This is a genomic window from Microcystis sp. M015S2, assembly GCF_020245945.1.
GTDB lineage: Bacteria > Cyanobacteriota > Cyanobacteriia > Cyanobacteriales > Microcystaceae > Microcystis.
In genome coordinates this window covers 14991-39923 of record NZ_JADBTX010000083.1, presented here as the reverse complement: position 1 = coordinate 39923, position 24933 = coordinate 14991, and the positions used below count along the sequence as shown (strand labels likewise).

The window sequence follows — 24933 nt, the reverse complement described above, 5'->3', positions numbered from 1 at the left end:
TCTGAAATGGGGCGAAAGTCTGTGGACTCTGTGTAAGACAGTACATGGTTTTTTAACTGTGGTATGCGACGGTGGTGGAAGCAGAAACTTAAATCGTGAGGTTTAGGAATCGCCGCACTTTTAGGGCGGCGAGGATGTCAAGCCACTAACCCTTGCTCATTAAATACCCCTTGGAATAGGATGGAACTCAAATACCGTTCTCCGGAATCTGGCAAAATCACGACAATGGTTTTGCCTTGGTGTTCGGGTTGTTGTGCCAAGCGAGCGGCGACGGCAGCTGCGGCACCGCAGGAAATGCCGGAGATAATCCCTTCTTCCTTAGCCAATCTTTGGGCATAAAGAATGGCCTCTTCGTTGGAAACGGTTTCAATCCCATCCACGAGGGATAAATCCAGAACTTCGGGAATAAACCCCGCCCCAATGCCCTGAATTTTGTGAGGGCCGGACTTTAAGGGCTGACCTGCCCTAGCTTGGGATAGTATCGGGCTGGCTTCTGGCTCCACCGCTACCGATAAAATCGGTTTTCCTTGGGTCTTTTTGACATAGCGCGAAACTCCCGTAATGGTTCCGCCCGTTCCCACACCCGACACGAGAATGTCGATCGCCCCATCTGTGTCCTGCCAAATTTCGGGGCCGGTGGTTTCCTCATGGATGCGGGGATTGGCAGCATTACGGAACTGTTGTAACAACACATAGCGATCGGGATTAGATGCGGCAATTTCTTCTGCCTTTGCCACCGCTCCGGTCATGCCTTTAGTCCCTTCTGTTAACACCAGATTGGCTCCATAGGCGAGCAACAGTTTGCGCCGCTCCAAGCTCATGGTTTCAGGCATGGTCAGGGTCAGGGGAATCCCCTTAGCGGCGGCCACAAAGGCTAGGGCAATGCCTGTATTGCCACTGGTGGGTTCCACCAGTTCTTTGCCCGGCCCCAATAATCCCCGTTGTTCCGCATCCCAGATCATGGCCGCACCAATACGACATTTGACTGAATAGGCTGGATTGCGACCTTCAATCTTGGCCAGAACCGTGGCGTGACTGTTGCCAACGACTCGATTAAGGCGCACTAGAGGAGTCCGCCCGATCGACAAACTGTTATCTGCGAACCATTTCTTACTCACAAAATGGCAACTCCATGATCAAAATACGACAGTTCACCAGATTGGCTCATCTTGAATTCATTTAAAATTCATTTTGAATCCATTTACAATTCATCTTAGCCTACGCACTATCAACCTCTGGTCAAGCTAAACAAATCTTTACAATCAAGCGGGGCGGCCATCGCTGGAGTTGAAGAATCAAGGGATAGGAGGGCGGGAAGTGGAGATAAGCCACTCGCCGCTCTCCTATAACTTTTAAACAGGATTGAGCAAGAATAATGCCTGAAGCCGCAAAACTAAGGGGTTCAACCTAGTCGCAGTTTAGTGATAATTCTTTGACCATAGAGTTGAATTCCTTCTAACTTAGCTAGGGAGAATTTGGGTTTAATGGGAAGGATCAGTAAAGACATAAAACTCATCCGCAGCAAGCGATAAACAAGGATAGTTAAAGTCGTATGTTTTTCGAGACTGAGAAGATAACTATAGATATTATGAGTTAGTCTTAGATAACCATAGCGACGGGTGATAGAAGATGGTTCATGAATAATTTTAATCTGATTGGTAACAACGACTAAATAGCCTTGATTTGCGTATCTTCGGGAAAAATCAAAGTCTTCGTAGTAGAGAAAGTAATCGGGATCAAAATGGGGACAAGTGGAAAAATTAGAGAAGTTAATTAATAAACTGCATCCCGTCACCCAGTCGGGAATTAGATAGGGTTTATCTCGATAGTCTAAGGATTCCTCTACTACGTTAATTGTGCCGATTTTAGCATTAAATTTTCCCCAACCAAACCAGATTTTACCATCCGGTTCGTAAATTTCTGTACCAGCGATGGCAACTTCGGGATATTGCTGAAAAAATTTGCTGGCTTTCTCCAGAGAGTCCGGTAATAAGTAAGCGTCGGGATTAACTAACCAAACGATAGCTTCTCTGTCTTGTTGATAAATCCAATTAAGTCCCAGATTACATCCTTTCCCAAATCCTAAATTTTCCCCCGCTTCAATAATCTTGACTCTTTCCGCTGCTAGAGATTGGATATTTTTATCTTCAATGGAATTGTTAACAATGATGAGAGTAGCAAATAAGTCATCGTTGAGGGAAGCGATTAAACGCTTAATTAATTCCGCGCAGTTGTAGTTAACGGTCAATAGATAAATCATTACAGATAAAAGGTAGGAGTCACTGGCAATTAACAATTGTTAGAGCATAGCTTTCCCGTGAGAATTACTTTTTCTCAAGACGACAGAGATTAAATTTTTCGATTTTGGTGGGAAAGGGTTGACAACTTTGGAAGTCAATAACGAGATTTTCCTTGGCTAAATCCCCCACTATATCAGGGGATTTTTTATTAAAGTCTGTTTGCAGAATGTAGAGAGATTCTAGGGGAGTATTAGCAATAAATGTCTCGGCATTTTTTCGCATTAAAGTTCCCTCACTGACTCCCATATTTCCTCGCAATCGCACAAAACGAGTCGAAGCGGGAAAATGGGGAACTAGATAACCTGTTCCTTCATCTCCCCACATAACAATCGTGGAATTTTCGTAGGGTTGTAATGCTTGACTATCGATACCAAAATAATTATCTGACCATCCCATTCTCCACCAGTCTAAGGGTTTGACTGTAGCGGCAATTAAGGCAAAAATAGCGATAGAGATTATAAAAACTGTCCTTTTATGAGGATAAAGATAGGCAATAATCAGGATAATTACAACTGGTGTGATTAACTCTAAAACCATCAAGTAACGATAGATAGAAAAACCCTTTAACCAGATCAGATAGGCACTACAATAAAAAGGTAGTAAAAATCCGAGAATGGGTAAATGGACTAAACTATTTTTTTGCTCTAGAGAACGGCGAGAGGTGTACTGATAAATAATTACTCCCAGAAGAATAACAATTAAAAGATAGGCAATAGCAAAACGAGTCTCTTTAAATTTTACCTCAGCCACTAGGGTTTGTTCCTGCACAAAATAAAAGGGATAAAATAAAAATTGCCAAACATCTTTCGGTAAAAAGCGGGCATCTTGTAGGTTAAAATCCGTTTCGATATAGGGAGATTGAAAAATTTTGTTGAAAAAGGGAAAAAGGGGATTAGCAAAATTAGTCCACATTAGGATTATCCAATAACCCATCGTCAGGGAAAATCCCACAGCCATAGAGAAAATCAAGGTCATAAGATTACGCAGCTTTTCCCTGATGGTATTGGTTAAAAAACTAATCGCCACGATTAAACTGATACTATACAGTGCCGTGGTCAATTTTAGTCCTGTTGCTAGTCCGAAAAGCAATCCTGCAAAAATTATAGTTTTAACCTTAACCGGTTGATTACGACCAAGACAAGCGATAATTAAAAATAATCCTGCCAAAACAAAAACACTGCTGGTACTATCGCCGATACTGGTTCCCAACTCTGATAGAAAAGCTGCCCCAAAAATACTGATAATTGCTGCTGCTACGCTTAAAGTTATCTTGTATCTTTCGCCAACTTTATCGAAGGATTGATAAGTGATTAAATGAACCAACCACTGATTTAAACCGTGAAATCCTCCCAAGAAAAACCCGACCACCACAGGAGGTAGTTTTAAGTAATGGATAGCAACGAAAAAAGGAACATCCATCAGAGGATTAAAGAAAGTTTGTATCTGTGCTGGGAGGACATCATACTTAAAACGTCCCGTTAATAACATATAAGGATTATAAAAATGATAATTGCGTAAATCCCAGCTAACATCTTGACCTAAGATAACTGATAAAATCCCTAGTCCGATAAAATAAACTACTGCCCAGAAGAGGGGATGAGTCAGGGTGAACCGTTTTAATAATGCCATAATTTAATCAATAATTTTGGTGAATTCGACGAGAAAACTAACTCTGATAGGACTGTTTACTTTCAGCAAAAGCCAATCAGTTATTAGTTTTTATTGTGCCATTAAACCAATGACTAGCTCTGGGACGAGTCTGCCTTTTAGCTGATAGCTTTTTACTTGATATACCATGTTTGGCTAACAAATACAAACAGAAACTTTTAACTCCCAAAAACGTCTTTAGGCGAGTTGACCAAATTTTGATATACTAAGGTGATAAAATTGCCCACCATACTGACTCGATCGCTAATGAAGTCTAGAAAAGGGTTAATCTCAGTTAAGCAAGCTTATCTAAAAATTCTATCGGTCATCCTAGTTCTGGCGATAATTGGTTTATCGGTAGTCAGAAACTATAGTATCACTTGGGACGAACCGATCGAAGTGGATATGGTCAATCATAATCTCGAATATATCCGAGAAAACAAGCCCATATCAGAAATGTCGCGTCATTACGGCTTTTATTTTAACTACATATCCCAACTTATCTACGAAACCAAAGAAAATTTTTTCCCTGCTACTGCCAATCTTCCCCCCAATCCCACCGATAAGGAGGAATGGCTATCGAGGATCTGGCAAATAACCCGGGTTAAGCACGTCGTCACCTTTCTTTTTTCCCTGATTACCTATCTATCGGTGGTGGGAATCGTCGCTATCCTAGCAGGAATCGAATCTGCTTGGTTAGGTGCGCTAATTTTAGCCCTATTTCCCGCTTTTTGGGGTCATAGCTTCTTTAATCCCAAAGATATCCCCTTTGCGGCCATGTTCACCCTCGGAACCTTCACCGGTTCCCTATTGCTAGATAAATATTTTCAGTCCGAAAATCAAGCTATTAAACTAGGATTTAATCGTTTAACCGTTTATTCTGGTCTCTACGGGATTCTAGCTGGTTTAATTACCGGAATTCGCATCGGTGGCTTTTTTATCCTCTTTTATCTCATCTTCGCCCATCTGGTGGCCCGATGGAATTTAAAAACAATCCTCAAAACTCTCTGGCGTTTTCTGCCCCTATACGCAGTTATTATACTTTTTTGGGCAATAACCACCTATATAGTCTATCCTGCTGCTTGGAGAAACCCGATTACTTGGTTTATCGAAGCGATAACCCTCATGTCAAAGTATAACATCTGGGATAATACGGTTCTCTTTGACGGTCAAAATATCCCCGGTCGTTCCCTACCTTGGTACTATCTACCCCGGCTATTTTCCCTCACCACCCCCGTCCTCCTGCAAATCGCCGCCCTGGTCGGTGTAATTGGGATTTTGACAAAAATGACCAAATTAACGCCAACCCAGCGTGCTTGCGCCCTAATCACCCTACTGCAAGCGTTTTTACTGCCTACCGTTGCTATCCTGCGTCACTCTACCCTCTACGACGGCATCCGTCACTTTTTATTTGTCATTCCCGCCCTAGCAGCGATCGCAACCACAGCCATTATTTGGACATACCATAAACTCAAGCGAAAGTCAATAAAAATCTTTCTAACGACCCTGCTAATTCTCAACTTTAGCCTCATTGTCTATGACATGATTAGCCTGCATCCCTACGAATACACCTACTATAATCGCGCCTACGGAGGCTTAAAAGCAGCCCAAGGTCAACAGGAAACCGATTACTGGGGATTAAGTCTCAAAGAGGGGATGGAATGGCTTAATCAAAATGCCGCCGCTAACTCTACCATTGTCGTTGCCGGTCCGATATTTGCGGCGGAAATGGTAGAGAATCACCAACGAAACCTGACAATGATTTATCGAGATGACTTTGCTTGGGGAAAGGCCCCCGACCCCGATTATTACATGGGTTTATCCCGATACGATTATTTCCAAGCTTTCCCCCATTGTCCCATTGTTCACGCCGTCCAACGCCAAGACACCCCCCTAACCATCATTAAACGTTGTCCTCAGCTATGATCGAAATGACCGCTATTCCGCCGATTTCCTTGCAAAACTACCGTATCGCTGCGATTATTCCCTGTCACAACGAAGAACTAACGATCGCTAAAGTGGTCTCCCAATTTCAAACTTTTCTGCCAGAAGCGGAAATCTATGTCTATAACAACCGCTCTAGCGATGATACCGTGACCGAGGCCCTGAAAGCTGGGGCGATCGTGCGTCAGGAAATCCAACCGGGGAAAGGCAATGTTGTCCGGCGAATGTTTGCCGATATCGAGGCCGATATCTATATTCTCATCGATGGTGATGATACCTACGAAATTGCGGCAGTACGTCGCTTAATTGCACGAATGCTGGGGGAACAATTGGATATGGTCGTCGGTGCGCGTCGGGAAGCGGCAAAATCCTCCCAGGCTTATCGTCCTGGCCATCGCGCTGGTAATCTATTTTTAACAGGATTGGTGAAATTTCTGTTTGGAGCGCGTTTAATCGATATGCTCTCCGGTTATCGTGTCTTTTCTCGTCGTTTCGTCAAATCTTTTCCCGCTTTGTCCAATGGTTTCGAGATTGAAACCGAGTTAACTATCCACGCTTTAGAATTAAAAATTCCCTTCGCTGAAGAACCAACCCTCTACGGAGAACGTCCCGAAGGTTCCCAAAGTAAGTTAAAAACCTTTCAAGATGGCTGGCGGGTATTGGGAACCGCTATCTTACTTTTTAAAGAAATTCGTCCTTTTCTCTTTTTTAGCCTTGTCTCGCTCATTTTGGCGGTTATTTCGGTGATCTTGGCGATTCCCGTCCTGTTTGAATACCTCGAAACCGGCTTAGTACCACGTTTTCCCACCGCTATTTTATCGGCCTCGATCATGCTTTTAGCCTTTTTAAGTTTGACCTGTGGTATGGTCCTCGATTCCGTCTCCCGGGGACGAAAAGAGATGAAACGAATGGCTTATCTAGCTAACAGTTGGCTGAAAGGTTAGGGAAAAAGTTCACTAAACATACAGGTCTAGGTAACATCTATCTGGGGTTAAACCGTGTCTAACCGTTGCAGCACGGAGGAGGGTTTTTTGTCAATAAATTCCGCCGGTGGGATTTGATATTTAATCAGATTGGCTAATTCCTGTAGTTGGCTGATGGCTTCCGCGCCTTCGAGTTTCATTAACTCTCGATCATCGCGCATTTCTGTCCAGGTGATGCCGTAATCGGACACGAGAAACCGAATTAGATGGGTTTCCCCCAATCCCACCATAAAAGATGCGCTGTTCAGTTGACCGCCACAGGTGTAGCAGGATGCTAGATAACCTTGATTTTCTAATGCGATCGCTAAGGCCTGTAAATCCATGACTAAGTCTTTGACCAGTTGGCGATGCTGTTCTGCAAGTCGTTTAAACACAATGTTCCTCCTGATAACACTCCTCAATTACAAAACCTTAACACTTTTTTAAGATTCTTTCTTGAGAAAATAAGGTATGCGAACCAAGTTTTTTTACGGATGTTAAGTAACAAAATGTAAAGAACCCGATACCTAGGGTAGCGTGAATTCCTGAGCTCGCCAAGTATATGTAACTACAAAGCCACCATTCTATCCATCTTTCCACCCCCTCGATCCCAACTATTCCCATCATGCCTATTTTTAGAGTTTATGATCCGGTTTCGACAAAAAAGTTCGTAAATCTATATTGACAATTACATAAACCTATGCTTCTATGCCGGATGCGGAGGGGTGTAGGGTGTGGGGTGTGGGGTGTGGGGTGTAGGGTGTGGGGAGAATAAATAAAAATAATCTCCTGTCTCCTGACTCCTGATCACTGATTACTGATCACTGATCACTGATTGCTGATAAGATTGTTACGAAAATATAAACACGAAATTCTATAGTTAGCCATGACCCAAAACGGAAGCTCGAAGTCGATCGTTGTCTCTCCCTCGATCCTATCGGCGGATTTTAGTAAATTAGGAGCCGATATCGAGGCTGTGGATAAGGCAGGAGCCGATTGGATTCACGTTGATGTGATGGATGGTCGTTTTGTCCCGAATATCACCATCGGACCCCTGATTGTCTCCGCTATTCGTCCCTATACGAAAAAACCTTTAGATGTGCATTTAATGATCGTCGAACCAGAAAAATATGTGGCTGACTTTGCGAAAGCAGGTGCTGACATTATTTCTGTTCACGCTGAACATAACGCTTCTCCCCATCTCCATCGCACTCTTTGCCAAATCCGCGAACTCGGTAAACAAGCGGGTGTGGTGTTAAATCCCTCCACTCCCTTAGATTTAATCGAATATGTGCTGCATTTGTGCGATTTAGTCCTAATTATGAGCGTTAACCCCGGTTTTGGTGGCCAGAGTTTTATCCCAGAAGTTGTCCCCAAAATCCGTCAATTACGCCAAATCTGCGATGAAAAAGGCTTGGATCCCTGGATTGAAGTGGATGGCGGCTTAAAACCGGCTAATACTTGGCAAGTTCTCGAAGCAGGTGCTAATGCGATCGTAGCAGGTTCGGCGGTATTTAATGCCCCCGATTACGCAGCGGCGATCGAAGGTATCCGTAACAGCAAACGTCCCCAACCTCAATTAGCCACCGTTTAATTGCCGCAGGGGTGGGTTAGCTGTTGACTAATTATCTTAGTATTGGCACTAACCCACTCTGCTGATTTGTTCTAAAACCTGCCGCCATAAACCGGAATTAGAGACGGCTAAAACTTCGCTAGAATCAGCTTTTAGGGGATTACCCGACCAATCGCTAATTATTCCGCCCGCACCTTCAATAATCGGGATTAAAGCACAAAAATCGTAGTATTTCAGGTCTGATTCTAGGATTACCATCGGCATGGCAGTGCAGCCGGTGGCTAACATCATATAGTTATAACAATCACCCCCAAAAGCGGTACGTTTGCAGACGCTTTGCAGCTGACGAGCGATCGCTTGTTGTCGTTCTGTGATAAACATTAAGGGGGTGGTGGAGGCTAAACAGGCATTTTTTAAGACAAGTTCCCGATCTTGACAGTAGGGATTAACAATCATCCGGTTATTATAAAGACTGGCTTTTCCCTTCACTCCTAACCAGCGATCGCCTAAAATCGGTTGATCGACAATTCCTAAAATCGGTTGATTTTCTGCCACTAGGCCGATTAAAGTCCCAAAAATCGGTAATCCCTTGACAAAAGAGGATGTGCCATCGATGGGATCCAACACCCAATAACGACCACTTTGGGAGGGAATATTGGCTCCTTCTTCCCTAATAACCCCATCTTCAGGCAATTCTCGCCGAATAATCGCCACCATCGCCTCCTCAGCTTCTCGATCGGCGATTGTTACTATTGAGGAAACTTGATCGAGTTTTGTCTCGGTTTCTAGATCAGGCTGCCGAAAATAGCGCCGGATAATCTCTCCAGACGCGTCCGCTAATTGATGAGCTAGTTGGATAGTGCGATCGATATTCATCAATAAAAGTTATCCATACAGGAAAACAATAATGTTTATTTATGGTAAAGGGGAGATGGGGAATTATGAATTATGAATTATGAATTATCAGTGGGGAGATGGGGAGGTGGGAATTATGAATTATAAATTATGAATTATCAGTGGGGAGATGGGGGATTTAGCGGAAATTTCCCTATCACCCTAAATACCTATTGCGGCATCGAACCTAGAACTATCAATGGGTAACAGTTTGATTTTGACTCCATAATTAAATTAGTCAACGATCGACTCAATCTCAAGACGAGAAAAAATTAATCTATTAGGAGTTTAGCTGATGACGGCTTTTACGGAAAATGACCTAAAAAGGTTAGAAAATCTGATTATCAATGGACAAAAAGCGCTCGAAACTCGTTTAACCTCTCTGGAGAATGGACAAAAAGCGCTCGAAACTCGTTTAACCTCTTTGGAGAATGGACAAAAAGCGCTCGAAACTCGTTTAACCTCTCTGGAGAATGGACAAAAAGCGATCGAGAATAGCGTCGGAGAGATCAAAAGAGAAATTCAGGTCCTAGAGATAGGACAGACGGAAATTAAGGGAGAAATCAGGACTTTAGACGCAAAAATCACCGGTTTAAATGAAAGAGTGCAACTCATCGAGGCATCCGTGGGAAAAATTCCCGATTTAGCTGAAAAAATTGGGGAGGTAAAAAACTGGAAACAGATCGGTATATCGATTGTGACTGCTTTTGTGGGTGGGGTAATTGGTTGGTTAATTCGGGGAAAATAAAACTAGGCAATGTAACATAGTATTAAGCATTTGTATATTTTTATTAATTTTTATGGAACAGACAGCTTTAAATCTGATCGCGATTACCGTTTTTTCGATCACTCTTTCCGTATTTGTCACCCCTTTGCTGTCTATTTCGCCTTTTATTCCCGCTTTGGCTACTTTTAGCCTCTTGGGATTAGTCACCGTTGATACTCTCACCTTTAATAACCGAGGCGTGACTTTACTACTGGATGCTCTTTCTCCCAGTAAACACCGTCAAAGAGTTATTTACCACGAAGCCGGACATTTTCTCGCCGCTTATATTTTGGGTATTCCGATCGCCAGTTATAGTTTGACCGCTTGGGAAGCCTTTCGTCAAGGCCAAGAGGGAGTCGGCGGCGTTCAATTTGATTTAGCAGATTTAGGGCAAAAAGTCAAGAACTTTACCGATTTTCCTGCTTTTTTAGAGAGAATTTCTACGGTGTGGATGGCGGGAATTGCTGCCGAAACCTTAGTTTATGGTAAAGCGGCAGGGGGAGAAAGCGATCGATTTTATCTGCAATCGGCCTTAAAATTAGCGGGGGTTCCTGAGAATAATTATGCCCAAAAAGAGCGCTGGAGTTTATTACAGGCAAAAACTCTTTTAGAAAAACAACAGACTGCCTATCAAGCTTTAGTGATAGCTATGGAAAACAGGGCCAGTGTGGAAGAATGCTGTCGGGTGATTAGCGAAAGTTTAGTATAACGGGAAAAGTAATCAGGGATGAATTTGATGTTTTCCCCGTTAAATTATCAATCCGATCAGCGATTAGCTTTAATTGTGCGCGGAGCAGTACAAGGGGTCGGTTTTCGTCCTTTTGTTTATCGATTAGCAACGGAATTAAACCTAACTGGTTGGGTGAATAATACAGCAGCGGGAGTTTTTATTGAAGTTGAGGGCAATCGAGACAAACTGGAAACTTTTTTGACTCGATTATCTTTAGAAAAACCACCTCAATCGCTAATTGAAAATATTGAGACTCAATGGTTAAATCCCGTCGGTTATCAAAACTTTAGCATACGTCCTAGCAGCGGCGGTGAAAAAAATACAATTGTTCTGCCCGATTTAGCCACTTGTCCCGATTGTTTAGCCGATATTTTTGACCCGAATAATCGTCGTTATCGCTATCCTTTTACTAACTGCACTAACTGCGGTCCTCGCTACAGTATTATCGAGAGTTTACCCTATGATCGCAGTGCCACAACTATGAGGGGTTTTAATCAGTGTCCCGAATGTCAAAGGGAATACGAAAACCCTCTGGATCGCCGTTTTCATGCCCAACCGAATGCCTGTCCTCGTTGCGGACCCCAAATCAGTCTTTTAGACAGTCAAGGAACTGTATTAGCGGAAAAAGATCAAGCTTTAATCGCCACCGCTAGAGCAATTAAACAGGGAAAAATTATAGCGATCAAAGGATTAGGAGGATTTCACCTAGTTGTCGATGCAAGAAATACGGAAGCAGTGCAAAAATTGCGACAACGCAAACAGCGACCAGATAAGCCTTTTGCCGTGATGTATCCTAATCTTGAGTTAGTGAAAAACCACGGTTATGTCTCTTCTTTAGAATCGCAATTATTGCAGTCTCCTGCTGCGGCAATCGTCCTGATTAAACAGCGAAAAAATTATCTTTCTGCTGCCGTTTCTCCGGGTAATCCCTACCTAGGAGTCATGTTACCCTATACTCCCCTACATCATCTTTTATTAGCAGAATTAGGCTTTCCTATTGTAGCAACCAGTGGTAATCTAGCCGATGAACCTATCTGTATTGACGAAAAAGAAGCTTTAGAAAAATTAGGAAAAATCGCCGATTTATTTCTAGTTCATAATCGTCCCATAGTTCGACCAGTAGATGACTCTATTATCAGGGAAATGGCGGGAAAAGCGATGATTTTGCGCCGGGCGCGGGGATATGCTCCCTTTCCTGTTAAAGTTAATGAGGGAGATTTTCCCCCGATTCTGGCCGTGGGAAGTTATTTTAAAAATACCGTGGCTATCTACCAAAAAAATCAAGTTTTTATCAGTCAACATATCGGCGATTTAGATACAGTTAATGCTGTTAATCATTTTGAAAATATCCTCGATAGTTTAAAAAAATTATACGAGTTTGTACCAGAAATTATTGCCTGTGATGCTCATCCTGAATATCTAGCGACAAAGTACGCTTATAGCTTAAATTTACCCGTTATTCCCATTCAACACCATTACGCTCACGTTTTATCCTGCATGGCAGAACATCAGCTACAACCTCCGGTTTTAGGGGTTGCTTGGGATGGAACAGGATACGGTTTAGACGGCACAATTTGGGGGGGAGAATTTATCCATATTGCTGCCGATTCTTGGCAGCGAGTCGCCCATTTTAAACCCTGGCCATTACTGGGAGGAGAAAAAGCGGTTAAAGAACCCAGACGAGTAGCTTTAGGATTACTAGAAGTTATGGAAAATACTGATAGGATAAAATCAGCTTTTAGTGAACAGGAATGGTCTATTTTTAGGCAAATGTTAACCAAAAAAATTAATTGTCCTTTAACTTCTAGTGTCGGGCGTTTGTTTGATGGTGTGGCGGCAATTCTGGGTTTATGTTATCAATTAAGTTTTGAGGGACAAGCAGCAATGCAGTTAGAATTTGCCCTTGAGGGCATTAAAACGGAGGAATATTATAATTTTTCTTTATCCGCCGACTCACCCATAGTTATTGATTGGAATCAGATAATTGTAGGAGTTGTTGAAGATTTAGAAAAACAAGTAGAAATCGGCATAATTGCCGCTAAATTTCATAATAGTTTAAGTGAGATTATTGTAGAAATTGCACACAAAATAGGTAGAGAAAAAATTCTTCTGACGGGAGGTTGTTTTCAAAATCGTTATCTGACGGAAAGAACAATTAATCGCCTACAAGCTTCGGGATTTCAACCCTACTGGCAGCAAACTGTTCCCACTAATGATGGTGGTATTAGCCTTGGTCAAATTATCGGTGCTTTTTCTCAACTTAAACGGTTCTAGAATAGCCGACAATCTACATTTTTATTGGGTTATGTCAGCAGCGTTAAAGATCAACCACAGAGACAGAAAGAACACAGGGAGCCGATTTTTTTCTAGACTGTTGGGATTGTCGAAAATTGAAATCTTAGCTTAAACGATGCCACTCAACGATTTTATTGCCTACTTTCAAAATGATTGCTTGACCTAAACCGAGTTCTTGTGTCACATTAACTAGATGGGCGAAATTTTGACGAGTGATTGCTAGTCCCTGCAAACAGGCTAGAAAATCGAGACAGAGAACCGTAGAAAATTCCCAAGTTTGCCGGTAAATACGGCAATTGTCCGGTAAAAAAGCCACAAGAGTGCGAAAATGAGTCAAAGCGGCTTTCTCAAAATTGGCGCTAGTGCAGTCAAAAGACGAGTGCTGATAGCTCATAAAAACTTTGCCTGATAGGGAAAGAGCAGGGTTTCCCTCAGACTAGCACCTCGCTTCCGGGGATCACCTTCCCTTTAGAATTTCTCAATAGACTGGCAAATCCCCCCAGAGGGGTATCCTTACCCGCAAGCAAATTGCTAGAAGCTAGGTTTCTTCCCAGAGATAGTGTACTTTAGATATTGATGTCCTTCCGGCTGGCAAGATAACCTGTAAATTTCCCCACTCGTCCCCAGCGATAAAAGGCTGTATTTAGTCAAAAATCAAGTGTTGACTTTGATGCCAAACTTGCCTAGAAAAAAATGATGACAGCCTCAAGTTGCCGCTTAACTACTTGACTAATTAACTGATAACTGGTAACTAAAATTATGAATAATGCAATTGTCAAACCGAGAGATGTACAAGTAGCACCGATAGCCGCCGATACTTTTGTCTTTCGTTCCCGCACTTGGGACCGGTTAAAATTCGAGATCGAATACGGATTACAAAAGGGAACCACCGCCAATAGTTATCTGATTAAAGGTGAAAAGGTCGCTCTTTTTGATCCACCGGGGGAATCATTCTCGGCTATATTTTTAGAGGCTTTAACTAAAAGAATTGATCCGAAAACTATTGATTATATTATCCTCGGTCACGTTAACCCCAATCGTGCCGTCACCCTCAAGGCACTTTTAGAAATCGCGCCTCAAGTCACTTTTGTTTGTTCTAATCCGGGGGCAATTTCCCTGAAAAAAATTCTTGAAACCGAAGCATTAAATCTGTTCGTTGTCAAGGGGGAAGAAATATTAAATTTAGGAGCAAACCATCAATTAGAATTTATCCCCACTCCTAACCCCCGATTTCCCGATCAACTCTGTACCTACGACAGCAAAACCGATATTCTCTACACCGATAAATTATTCGGAGCGCACGTTTGTGGCGACCAAATTTTTGATGAGGGTTGGAGCGTTTATAACGAAGATCGGCGTTATTATTTCGATTGTCTCATGGCTCCCTATGCCAGCCAAATTAGCAACGCTTTGGAGAAATTAGCCGCTAAATCGCCCTTATTTTATGCCGTTGGTCACGGTCCTCTGGTGCGTTACGCGATGCACGAATTGACCCTTTCCTATCAACAATGGTTAGCAGTACAAAAGTATCAAGAGTTGACAATCGCCCTGATTTATGCCAGTGCCTACGGCAACACCGCCACCCTTGCTCAAGCGATCGCCATGGGGATCACGAAAGCGGGAGTAGCAGTGACGGCGATTAATGCCGAGTTCGCTGAACCGGACGAGATCAAAACGGCGATCGAAAAAAGTGTCGGTTTTATCTTTGGTTCCCCCACTTTGGGAGGACACGCACCGACTCCCATCCAAACCGCCTTGGGGATTACCCTAGCAAATGGTGATAAAAGCAAGCTGGTGGGGGTTTTTGGCTCCTACGGTTGGAGTGGGGAAGCGGTCGATCTTTTAGAAGGTAAATTCCGGGATGGCGGTTATCGCTTCGGTTTTGAGCCAATTCGGGTTAAATTTAAACCGACGGAGGCAGTTTTAAAGACCTGTGAGGAAGCAGGAACCGATTTCGCTCAAGCAGTCAAAAAAGCTCGCAAAAGCAGACAACCGAAAACTAATGTTAACCAATCCCAAAGCGATCGGCGATCGCAGGCCCTGGGACGTTTGGTGGGTTCTCTCTGTATCGTCACCTGCGAATTGGGGGAATTGCGCGGCGCCATGTTAGCCTCTTGGGTGTCGCAAGCGACGTTCACCCCCCCCGGATTGACTATTGCCGTGGCGAAAGAACGAGCGATCGAGTCTCTGCTCTATAGCGGTACGCCTTTTGTCCTTAATATCCTCCAAGAAGGTCAACATTTGGCTTTAATGAAGCATTTTCTTAAACCTTTTTCCCCCGGAGAAGATCGTTTTGCTAATATCGAAACCACTAAAGCTGAGAACGGTGGGCCGATTCTGGCCGAAGCGCTCGCTTATCTGGAATGTCGGGTAGAACAACGAATGGAGTGCGGTGATCATTGGTTGATTTATGCGATCGCAGAAAAAGGTAAGGTTTTACACCAGGGTTTAACCGCTATCCATCATCGCAAATCCGGCAGTTATTATTAATTTGTCGTTATGATCATTTCAGGGGGTGTTTTCAGGCAGGATAACCCACCCTGATTGGTCTAAAAATATATTCTTATGAAAAGCATTGTTTTAATTGTTGGCTTTGAAACCTTTAACAGGAATTTGTATCGGCAATCGGGCCTGTTGGCTAGTTCTAAATGTCCCGATTTAGAGGTAAAAGTATTTAGCGATAAATCCTTGACGAGCGAACCGGAAATAGTCGAGCAAGCTTTAGCCACTGCCGACGTTTTTTTTGCTAGTTTGATCTTCGATTACGATCAAGTTACTTGGCTGCGGCAACGAGCGGCAGAGATTCCGATTCGCTTAGTTTTTGAGTCTGCTTTAGAGTTAATGAGTTTAACCCGTTTGGGAGAATTTGCCATCGGGGATAAACCAAAAGGAATGCCAAAACCAATTCAATTTATCTTGAGTAAATTTTCCAGTGGCAAGGAAGAAGATAAGTTAGCCGGTTATCTCAGTTTCCTCAAAACTGGTCCGAAACTGCTGAAATTTATTCCCGCTAAAAAAGTTCAAGATTTGCGTAATTGGTTAATTATTTACGGTTATTGGAATGCGGGAGGAACTGAAAATGTTGCCGCTATGTGTTGGGTAATTGCCCAAAAATATCTAGGATTAAAAGTACAGGAAATACCCGAAGTTATTGAAACTCCTAATAAGGGACTATTACACCCCGATTGTCAGGGTTATTTTCTCACTCCCCAAGAATATTTGACTTGGTATCAAAAAAATAAATCCCTTGATAAACCAGTGGTGGCACTGCTGCTTTATCGGAAGCACGTTATCAGTAAATTGCCCTATATTAATCAATTAATCCGTCATTTTGAAACGGCTAATTTAATTCCCCTACCCGTGTTTATTAACGGAGTAGAAGGCCATACAATTGTTCGGGATTGGTTAACCACAGACTACGAAATTCAGCAAAGAAAAAAAGGAATCATTGAAACTCCTTCTTTAAGTGAAGATGCGGTGACAGTAGATGCAATTGTTTCGACGATTGGCTTTCCTTTGGTGGGGGGTCCTGCGGGTTCTATGGAAGCAGGAAGACAGGTAGAAGTGGCTAAACGAATTCTGTCCGCTAAAAATATTCCTTATCTTATCGCTGCCCCTTTATTGATTCAAGATATTTATTCTTGGACAAGACAGGGAATCGGTGGTTTACAGAGTGTGGTTCTATACGCTTTACCGGAATTAGATGGAGCAATTGATACGATTCCTCTGGGGGGATTAGTGGGGGAAACTATCTATTTAATCCCCGAAAGATTACAGCGTTTAACTGGACGTTTAAACAGTTGGATTAAGTTACATAAAACCCCTCCCCAAGAACGCAAAATAGCCATCATTCTCTATGGATTTCCCCCTGGTTATGGGGCAGTTGGTACGGCAGCTTTATTAAATGTTCCCCGGAGTTTGGTTAAGTTTTTACAAGCTTTACAAGCGCAGGGTTATAATGTGGGAACAATTCCCGAAGACGGGGAAGAAATTATTCAAAAAGTTAAATTTGCCGATGATGAAAATCTCTCTAAACAAAATCGTTTATCGATAGAAACTTTAGAAAATTGGCTAGGTTATCTGTTAACTTCTCGCATTGAAAAACACTGGAAATCTCTGAAAGATGCGGGGATAAAAACCATTGGCGACCAGTATCATTTAGGGGGAATTGAGTTAGGTAATATCTGGATTGGAGTGCAGCCACCTTTAGGAATTGCTGGGGATCCGATGCGGTTAATGTTTGAAAAAGATTTAACTCCTCACCCTCAGTATGCAGCCTTTTATCAGTGGTTACAAAAAGATTTTAAGACCGATGCGATCGTTCATTTTGGTATGCACGGAACCGTCGAATGGCTGCCGGGTTCACCCCTAGGAAATACTGGTTATTCTTGGTCAGATATTTTATTAGGAGATTTACCGAATTTATATATTTATGCCGCTAATAATCCCTCGGAATCTATCCTAGCTAAACGTCGCGGTTATGGGGTGTTAATTTCCCATAATGTGCCTCCCTACGGACGAGCGGGATTGTATAAAGAATTGATGATTTTACGAGATTTGATTGCAGAGTTTCGAGAAAATCCTGAGAAAAATTACGCTTTAAGAGATAGTATCCTGCAAAAGATTATTGATACAGGTATCTCTAAAGATTGTCCTTTTCTGGAAGCAGAAAAACAGGGAATAGAATTCACTTTAGAAAATGCCAAATTATTTAGCCGCTATGCACTAACCGATTATTTTGTCAAGGTGTATAATTACCTACAAATCGTCGAACAAAGACTATTTTCTTCCGGTTTACACACCCTAGGAACTGCTCCCAATCAGGAAGAATTAAAAGGTTATCTTGATGCTTATTTTACCGATTTATCTGAGCGAGAATTTCAGCAAATTATCGCTGATGAAGCAACCAATGAAAAGCTTAAAGAAGGTATTGCTATTAAAAATTTATTAGGACAAAATAGCGAGGAATTAACTAATCTTTTGCGGGGATTAAATGGGGAATATGTACCCCCAGCACCGGGGGGTGATTTACTCCGGGATGGTGCGGGAGTTTTGCCCACAGGACGCAATATACACGCTTTAGATCCCTACCGGATGCCTTCCCCAGCAGCTTACACGCGCGGACGAGAAATCGCCAAAAAACTGCTAGAACAAAACTTAACCGAAAAAGGAAAATATCCCGAAACTGTAGCGGTTTTACTCTGGGGATTAGATGTGATTAAAACTAAAGGTGAATCCTTAGGTATTCTCTTAGAATTAGTCGGTGCGGAACCAGTGAAAGAGGGGACAGGAAGAATTGTCAGGTATGAATTAAAACCTTTAGGGGAAATTGGACACCCGCGCATCGATATTCTGGCTAATTTATCGGGAATTTTTCGGGATACTTTTATCAATATTATCGAGTTATTGGATGATTTAATGCAGCGGGCAGCCGAGATAGAAGAATCGGAAAATGATAATTATATCCGTAAGCACTATTTAGCCTTAAAAAGTCAAGGAATTGACAATGCCAGCGCTCGTTTATTTTCCAATCCTGCCGGGGATTTTGGCTCTTTAGTTAATGACCAAGTAGTGGAGGGAAATTGGGACAATGAAAACGAATTAGCGAAAACTTGGGAAAAGCGTAATGTTTTTAGTTATGGTCGTCAAGATAAGGGACAAGCGCGGCCAGAAGTGCTACAACAGTTATTAAAAACCAGTGAAAGTATTATTCAAGAAATTGACTCGGTAGAATACGGTTTAACCGATATTCAGGAATACTACGGCAATACAGGAGGATTAAAATTAGCCGCAGAAAAACAAAGCGGTAAACGGGTGATGACGAGTTTTGTCGAGAGTTTTTCCAATGATACAACTCCCCGCAAATTAGAGGAGGTTTTGCGCTTAGAATACCGCAGTAAATTACTCAATCCTAAATGGGCCAATGCCATGGTTAATCAAGGTTCCGGTGGGGCCTATGAAATCTCCCAAAGAATGACCGCTTTAATTGGTTGGGGCGGTACGGCTAATTTTAGTGACGATTGGGTGTATGATCAGGCAGCCGATACCTACGCTTTTGATGCAGAAATGGCGGAAAAATTGCGTCAAGCTAATCCCGAAGCTTTCCGTAATATTGTCGGTAGAATGTTAGAAGCACAGGGTCGCGGTTTTTGGCAAGCAGACCCCGACAAATTAGAGAAATTACAGGAATTATATCAATTGACCGATGAAAAGTTAGAAGGGGTTACTTAGGGTTTGCTGAATAAATCTAAAAACCTTCTTGGATAATATCTTTAGGCTTTTTTGAAATCAAAAAGTGCCAGCGATTGGAGTGATTGGGGGGAAAATTCAGGTACTTTTTCCCCGAAACTTAGGTAATTGACTCCCTGAAAATGGGTAAAACCCCACACCCCACACCCTGACACCAGGAAAAACTTTTTGCCGCAAACCCTACTTAGGGTTTTTATGGCAACAGGGAATCCTTGTGATAATCTGATTTTCCTCCTGTTTTACTCAGCAGAAGGATATTTTCAATCAGGATTGATTTTTCTAACGCTTTAGCCATATCGTATAAAGTCAAGGCTGCCACAGATACCGCCGTTAAAGCTTCCATTTCTACCCCAGTTTCCGATTTTGTCACCACTTCTGCCCGAATTTCGTAGCCGGGTAACTCTGCTTTCGGGATAATCTGAACATTGATTTTTTGCAGGGGTAAGGGATGGCAAAGGGGAATTAAACAGGAAGTTTGTTTGGCCGCCATAATTCCCGCTAGTCTGGCCGTCCCTAAAACGTCACCTTTAGGCGCATTTCCCTGTTCTATGGCTTCAAAAGTCGTTTTTAGCATTCTCACTTGTCCTAGGGCGATAGCAGTGCGTTTAGTGGGTATTTTCTCCGATACATCCACCATCTGGGCCTGTCCTTGGCTGTCGAGATGAGATAATTTTTCTTTACCCTCTTGCGTCATTGAATGAACCTGTGCTATAGTAGTTTACTGTTGAGAAAAACAAGGGCTTGTAGCTTAGTGGATTAGAGCGTGTGGCTACGGACCACAAGGTCGGGAGTTCGAGTCTCTCCAAGCCCGTTAGATACAATGGCATATACTACAGGAATTAGGAACCATAGGTTCCTAATTCCTTTGGTTTTTTACCCCATCTCCCCCAAGTCCCTAATATAGCACAAGTGTATTTATTTTTTCTGCAAGGGGACTGAGGTTAAATTGAAGTAAACCAGAATTCAAAATAGGAAATAGCGCTGGGCCATGGGTAAAACCGTAGCCGGTTCACAGATTAATAATTCCCCGTCAGCACGCACCTCGTAGGTTTCAGGATTAACTTCCATGCGCGGCAAAGCGTCATTAAGCTTCATACTAGCCTTACTGATATTGCGCGTATTCGACACTGCCACGGCGGTTTTTTTCAGCTTTAACTTCTCAGGAATGCCCGCTTTCATAGCATATTTAGAAACAAATGTCAAGGAAGTTTTGGCGATCGCACCACCAAAAGAGGCAAACATGGGACGCATATAAACCGGTTGGGGTGTGGGAATACTGGCATTAGCATCGCCCATTTGCGCCCAGGCGATTAAACCGCCTTTCAGGACAATTTCCGGTTTTACGCCAAAAAATGCCGGTTTCCAGAGAACCAAATCGGCTAATTTGCCCACCTCGATGGAACCGACATAATCGGAGACACCATGGGTAATAGCAGGATTAATCGTATATTTAGCAATATATCGTCTTGCCCGCAGATTATCATTCTCTCCCGTTTCCCCGGTCAGTCTGCCTCGTTGTACCCGCATTTTGTGGGCAGTTTGCCAAGTGCGGATAATTACTTCTCCCACCCGTCCCATCGCTTGAGAATCGGAGGAAATGATGCTAAAAGCCCCTAAATCGTGGAGAATATCCTCGGCGGCAATAGTTTCGCGGCGGATGCGGGATTCGGCAAAGGCCACATCTTCGGGAATACTCCGGTCTAGATGATGACAAACCATCAACATATCGAGGTGTTCCTCTAAGGTATTCGTCGTATAGGGACGGGTGGGATTAGTAGAGGAGGGTAAAACGTTCATTTCCCCGCAAACCCTGATAATATCGGGAGCATGACCACCGCCGGCCCCTTCCGTGTGGTAGGTGTGAATGACGCGATTTTTAAAAGCGGCGATAGTTGCCTCGACAAAACCGGCCTCATTGAGAGTATCGGTATGAATCGCCACCTGCACATCGTACTTATCGGCCACGCTTAAACAGGTATCAATGGCTGCCGGAGTGGTTCCCCAATCTTCATGGAGTTTTAAGCCAATTACCCCCGCTTTTACCTGTTCCGCTAGTCCTTCCGGCTGACTGCTATTGCCTTTACCCAAAAAACCCAAATTCATCGGGAAAGCTTCGGCCGCCTCTAGCATTCGATAGATGTTCCATTCTCCCGGGGTGCAGGTGGTGGCATTAGTTCCCGTTGCAGGTCCGGTCCCGCCACCAATCATCGTGGTAATCCCCGACGCGATCGCTGTCTCAATTTGTTGGGGACAGATAAAATGAATATGGGCATCAATCCCCCCTGCTGTCAAAATCATCCCCTCCCCGGCCAATGCCTCGGTGGCAGGACCGATGATAATATCGACATTATCTTGAATGTGGGGATTGCCCGCTTTACCGATTTTATAAATTTTGCCGTCTTTAATGCCCACATCAGCTTTAACGATGCCCCACCAGTCGAGAATTAGGGCATTAGTAATCACCAAATCCACCGCCCCATCTTCCCTAGAAATGGGGGATTGGCCCATCCCATCGCGAATTACTTTACCGCCGCCGAATTTTACCTCATCGCCGTAGGTGGTGAAATCTTTTTCGACTTCGATAAATAATTCCGTGTCTGCGAGGCGAACTTTATCTCCGACGGTGGGGCCGTAGGTTTCTGCATAGGTGCGGCGATCGATGCGATAATTCATAGGGGGAATTCTTGAAAATCGACATTGATTATACGATCAATTTTCCAGGAATTATCGCTTTTTAGGGATTTTCTTCCATTTTTAATCTGGCTCATTTTCCAGGATTTCTTTGGCTTTCAGTAAAGCTTGGCGATGTTCTTCGGTGACGGTGGGATATTTTAAACCGAGGGATTCGAGGGTGTGATAAATAACCGCCCCCACAGCTAAACGAGTAAACCATTTGCGATCAGCCGGGATAATATACCAAGGGGCCCATTCGGTACTGGTATGATTGAATACCTCCTCGTAGGCTTTCATGTAATCACCCCAAAAAGCTCTTTCTTTGACATCATTTTCGGAAAACTTCCAATTTTTTTCGGGGCGATCAATTCTTTCTAAAAATCGTTTTTTCTGTTCTCCTTTAGAAACATTGAGAAAGAATTTTAGGACAATAACCCCATTGTTAACCAGATATTTTTCAAAATTATTAATCTCCTCAAAACGTCGCTGCCAAACTTTCTTGGTTCTGTCTTCCGGGGGGAGTTTTTGCCGTTCCAATAAATTTTGATGGACGCGCACGACTAATAATTCTTCGTAGTAAGAACGATTAAAAATACCGATACGACCCCGCTCCGGTAAAGCTTTATAATATCGCCAGAGATAATCGTGATCTAGTTCTTCGGCCGAGGGAACTTTAAAGCTAAATACCTGACAGCCTTGGGGATTTAAGCCCGACATAACGTGTCTGATCGTACCATCTTTACCCGCCGCATCCATGGCTTGTAGATTAATTAACAAGGCATAGGTATCCTGGGCATAGAGTTTATCTTGAAACTCGGCCATTTTTTCGATTCCCTGTTGCAGCAGCAGCGTGGCATCTTCTTTGGTGATATAGTCGGGCTTAAACCCAGGATCGTAGTCTTTGTGCAGAGAAATTTCTTTACCCGGTGGCACGATTAAGGATTGTAAAAATGCGTGGCGATCAATTTTGCTGACCATGCTCTTCTCCTTGATTGTTTTGACCCCTAAGATTACATTGTAGCACTTTTGCTCGGAAAATATCTAACCCTTGAACCGGCGAGCCAAAGATGAAGTGGCAGCAATGACCGAGAAACAAGTATATTTAAATACTCGATTTTAGCGACTCCTCATCTGACGAGAAAGTAAAGAATAATTTTTAGGCGATCGCAAATTCGGTAAACTGTCGCACTTCGGGAGGTTGAAAAGCTAAAACTATCTCACTGCTGGGAATTCCTAAGCGCATTAATTCCGTGGCGATACCTGCTTCTGTCCAATCTTCTTCAATATAAATTTTGTCATTCTTTAGGCGAAGATAAACGGAAATAGCTTTAATTCGTTTGCCATTTTTCCAGCCAATATTAAACCAAAGATATTGGCTACTATCATCGTCAAATATGAATATTTTTTTTATGTCTTGATCGGGTAGTTGTGAGGAAATATCTGCATATTCTGTGAGAATTTTCTTGATTATGCTTTGATAATAATTTAGTTTATCCATTGGACGATTTCCGACTGATTAGTGTCAACAATTAACAATAAAATTTTATACTTTTGCAAGATTATTTGTATGGCAGCTTGAGCGAAAAACTTTTCATAAATTTCTTGTCTGATCGCTAAATAAACTCGTGTTTCTGGCAGGGCAAGCACATCTTAACAATCCTTGACAAAATGAACTTTATGTGAGTTGCTTGCCCGGAGAGCGATTCAGGCATATTTGAGGAGAATTGGCTATCTCAATTGTTAAGCAAAAATCGACCAAATGGGTCGATTTCGTAACTATTCTGATTGACTGGTATCACCTGAAATGCCCACACAGCAAGCAGATAACAAAATTGACCAATTGTCAATTGAGATGCGCTCACCCTGGTAGAAAGAGCCGTAAACTTGATTAACAATCGTCCTCGAAAATGTCTTGACTATCGTACCCCGAATGAGGTATTATATAATCATAGATCAGACGGGGATGCAATTCGGACGTGAATTGGCGTTGTGATAGCCACCGTTTTCCTATATAATTAATTCCATATAATACGAAAAAATGACAAATTCTATGCGAAAAACTCTGTTAGTTTTTATCGCCCTACTAATTTTAGGAGGAATTGCTCCAAAATCAATATCTTCTGCTACAGACTTAGAGGTAGTGGAAGTTTCCTTGACGAGCGGAGTTGATCGCAAAACCCGTGAAAAATATGATAGCATCGTCCCAGTGCTCTGTGAAAACTCCAACTATATTGATAACGAATCTCCTATTTTGTACTCTCGAATTAATAGCAAAGTTTTTTTATGGACTCGAATCAGATCTAATAGGGCAGTAAATTTACTACATAGGTGGTACAAAGAAGAGATTTTTTATAAGACACCATCTTCCTTTTATGATTCCGTACAAAGTATTCTTATTCTTTTAAGATTCGTTCCTCCAGGCACAAAATGGGCAGAACTATCTCAGGTTCAACTTCCTGTGAATTCTTCAACATCTTGGAAAACATGGAGTAACTATGATTTCTCGAAACCTCCCAGTCCTGAAGGCAAATGGAGAGTTGACGTAGTTGACTCTAAAAATACCTCTGAAATACTCTGCCGTGTTACATTTAAAGTTAATACCGATGATTAATTTTCAGGTTCTTCCGAACTTACACTGTAGAAAATTCCCCAAGCTCCCTCTCTGTCCAGCAATGCTCTAAAGTTGATAAATATCAATCTAACAAAAACTCAAAGCCCTAGTATACAAGCTTTACAAGCATGAGTTGTTGATAGTTTTGCATAACAGGTTCGGTAGAGCCAATTTTCAATAGTCGTGACTAACATCTCAGAGCGCAATTCCGCTCTGAGAGAGGAGTCGCACTTCGGAATAATCAACTAAGTCTGTCATCACTTTTGAAAAATGATATAAGGTCAATTGA

At 42.6% G+C, this 24933-nt stretch carries 20 protein-coding genes, 1 tRNA gene and 1 pseudogene; 11 read left to right on the top strand and 11 right to left on the bottom strand.

Annotated features, from left to right (window positions below; all coding sequences use genetic code 11):
- Window positions 1–137 precede the first annotated feature (137 nt).
- The 3 genes from cysK to IM473_RS15035 all read right to left on the bottom strand — a co-directional run bounded on the left by cysK (window position 138) and on the right by IM473_RS15035 (window position 3929).
- Entirely contained in the window at window positions 138–1118 is a 981-nt protein-coding gene (gene cysK, locus IM473_RS15045; RefSeq protein ID WP_287660647.1) for a cysteine synthase A, read from the bottom strand.
- A 284-nt stretch (window positions 1119–1402) separates the two neighbouring features.
- Window positions 1403–2260 carry a glycosyltransferase gene (locus IM473_RS15040; protein WP_287660648.1) on the bottom strand — a complete coding sequence of 286 codons (858 nt, stop codon included), beginning with the start codon at window positions 2258–2260 and terminating at the stop codon, window positions 1403–1405.
- A 64-nt stretch (window positions 2261–2324) separates the two neighbouring features.
- The gene (locus tag IM473_RS15035) at window positions 2325–3929 is read right to left on the bottom strand and encodes a glycosyltransferase 87 family protein (protein WP_287660649.1); all 1605 of its coding nucleotides are present in this window, start codon (window positions 3927–3929) and stop codon (window positions 2325–2327) included.
- 285 nt (window positions 3930–4214) lie between these two features.
- Between IM473_RS15035 and IM473_RS15030 the strand changes: the two genes are divergently transcribed.
- Both IM473_RS15030 and IM473_RS15025 read left to right on the top strand, forming a co-directional pair.
- Window positions 4215–5873, top strand: coding sequence for a glycosyltransferase family protein (locus IM473_RS15030; RefSeq protein WP_287660650.1), 1659 nt, complete (start codon window positions 4215–4217; stop codon window positions 5871–5873).
- The gene (locus IM473_RS15025; RefSeq protein WP_287660651.1) at window positions 5870–6835 is read left to right on the top strand and encodes a glycosyltransferase family 2 protein; all 966 of its coding nucleotides are present in this window, start codon (window positions 5870–5872) and stop codon (window positions 6833–6835) included. Before IM473_RS15030 ends, IM473_RS15025 begins: the two co-directional genes overlap by 4 nt.
- A gap of 47 nt (window positions 6836–6882) precedes the next feature.
- On the opposite strand, the gene IM473_RS15020 is transcribed toward IM473_RS15025, so the two are convergent.
- On the bottom strand, window positions 6883–7248 hold the full coding sequence (locus tag IM473_RS15020) for a DUF1815 family protein (protein ID WP_287660652.1): 366 nt from the start codon (window positions 7246–7248) through the stop codon (window positions 6883–6885).
- 491 nt (window positions 7249–7739) lie between these two features.
- On the opposite strand from IM473_RS15020, the gene rpe reads away from it, so the two are divergent.
- A complete protein-coding gene (gene rpe / locus IM473_RS15015) occupies window positions 7740–8447 on the top strand; it encodes a ribulose-phosphate 3-epimerase (RefSeq protein ID WP_002736739.1) in 708 nt (235 codons plus the stop codon).
- A 48-nt stretch (window positions 8448–8495) separates the two neighbouring features.
- Here rpe and hisN read toward each other — a convergent pair whose 3' ends face one another.
- A complete protein-coding gene (gene hisN / locus IM473_RS15010; RefSeq protein ID WP_287660653.1) occupies window positions 8496–9302 on the bottom strand; it encodes a histidinol-phosphatase in 807 nt (268 codons plus the stop codon).
- Window positions 9303–9615: 313 nt separating this feature from the next.
- Here hisN and IM473_RS15005 point away from each other — a divergent pair, with 313 nt between their 5' ends.
- Genes IM473_RS15005 through hypF form a run of 3 tightly spaced genes read left to right on the top strand, consistent with a single transcriptional unit; the run spans window position 9616 to window position 13090 of the window.
- On the top strand, window positions 9616–10068 hold the full coding sequence (locus tag IM473_RS15005) for a hypothetical protein (RefSeq protein WP_287660654.1): 453 nt from the start codon (window positions 9616–9618) through the stop codon (window positions 10066–10068).
- A 52-nt stretch (window positions 10069–10120) separates the two neighbouring features.
- A complete protein-coding gene (locus IM473_RS15000; protein ID WP_287660655.1) occupies window positions 10121–10795 on the top strand; it encodes an ATP-dependent Zn protease in 675 nt (224 codons plus the stop codon).
- Window positions 10796–10822: 27 nt separating this feature from the next.
- On the top strand, window positions 10823–13090 hold the full coding sequence (gene hypF, locus IM473_RS14995) for a carbamoyltransferase HypF (protein WP_287660656.1): 2268 nt from the start codon (window positions 10823–10825) through the stop codon (window positions 13088–13090).
- Window positions 13091–13214: 124 nt separating this feature from the next.
- On the opposite strand, the gene IM473_RS14990 is transcribed toward hypF, so the two are convergent.
- Window positions 13215–13505, bottom strand: coding sequence for a hypothetical protein (locus IM473_RS14990; RefSeq protein ID WP_287660657.1), 291 nt, complete (start codon window positions 13503–13505; stop codon window positions 13215–13217).
- Window positions 13506–13870: 365 nt separating this feature from the next.
- Here IM473_RS14990 and IM473_RS14985 point away from each other — a divergent pair, with 365 nt between their 5' ends.
- Window positions 13871–15601 (top strand): diflavin flavoprotein, encoded by a 1731-nt coding sequence (locus IM473_RS14985; protein WP_287660658.1) that lies wholly within the window; start codon window positions 13871–13873, stop codon window positions 15599–15601.
- A gap of 75 nt (window positions 15602–15676) precedes the next feature.
- On the top strand, window positions 15677–19342 hold the full coding sequence (gene bchH, locus IM473_RS14980; protein WP_287660659.1) for a magnesium chelatase subunit H: 3666 nt from the start codon (window positions 15677–15679) through the stop codon (window positions 19340–19342).
- A gap of 211 nt (window positions 19343–19553) precedes the next feature.
- Here the strand turns inward: bchH and moaC are convergent, their stop codons facing one another.
- The gene (gene moaC / locus IM473_RS14975) at window positions 19554–20054 is read right to left on the bottom strand and encodes a cyclic pyranopterin monophosphate synthase MoaC (RefSeq protein WP_287660660.1); all 501 of its coding nucleotides are present in this window, start codon (window positions 20052–20054) and stop codon (window positions 19554–19556) included.
- Window positions 20055–20097: 43 nt separating this feature from the next.
- Between moaC and IM473_RS14970 the strand changes: the two genes are divergently transcribed.
- Window positions 20098–20171 (top strand) — tRNA-Arg (locus IM473_RS14970).
- A 152-nt stretch (window positions 20172–20323) separates the two neighbouring features.
- Here the strand turns inward: IM473_RS14970 and ureC are convergent.
- From ureC to IM473_RS14950, 4 genes are all read right to left on the bottom strand, one after another.
- Window positions 20324–22033 carry an urease subunit alpha gene (gene ureC, locus IM473_RS14965; protein WP_002735350.1) on the bottom strand — a complete coding sequence of 570 codons (1710 nt, stop codon included), beginning with the start codon at window positions 22031–22033 and terminating at the stop codon, window positions 20324–20326.
- An 81-nt stretch (window positions 22034–22114) separates the two neighbouring features.
- Window positions 22115–23011 carry a polyphosphate kinase 2 family protein gene (locus tag IM473_RS14960; protein WP_002784472.1) on the bottom strand — a complete coding sequence of 299 codons (897 nt, stop codon included), beginning with the start codon at window positions 23009–23011 and terminating at the stop codon, window positions 22115–22117.
- Between the two features lie 178 nt (window positions 23012–23189).
- A complete protein-coding gene (locus IM473_RS14955) occupies window positions 23190–23531 on the bottom strand; it encodes a XisI protein (protein WP_287660661.1) in 342 nt (113 codons plus the stop codon).
- Entirely contained in the window at window positions 23519–23680 is a 162-nt protein-coding gene (locus tag IM473_RS14950) for an element excision factor XisH family protein (RefSeq protein ID WP_287660662.1), read from the bottom strand. Before IM473_RS14950 ends, IM473_RS14955 begins: the two co-directional genes overlap by 13 nt.
- Before the next feature lie 219 nt (window positions 23681–23899).
- Between IM473_RS14950 and IM473_RS14945 the strand changes: the two are divergent.
- Both IM473_RS14945 and IM473_RS14940 read left to right on the top strand, forming a co-directional pair.
- Window positions 23900–24013, top strand: a pseudogene (locus IM473_RS14945) (IS30 family transposase); the annotation flags it as partial.
- Between the two features lie 70 nt (window positions 24014–24083).
- The gene (locus IM473_RS14940; protein ID WP_287690513.1) at window positions 24084–24644 is read left to right on the top strand and encodes a DUF2914 domain-containing protein; all 561 of its coding nucleotides are present in this window, start codon (window positions 24084–24086) and stop codon (window positions 24642–24644) included.
- The last annotated feature ends 289 nt before the right edge of the window (window positions 24645–24933 follow it).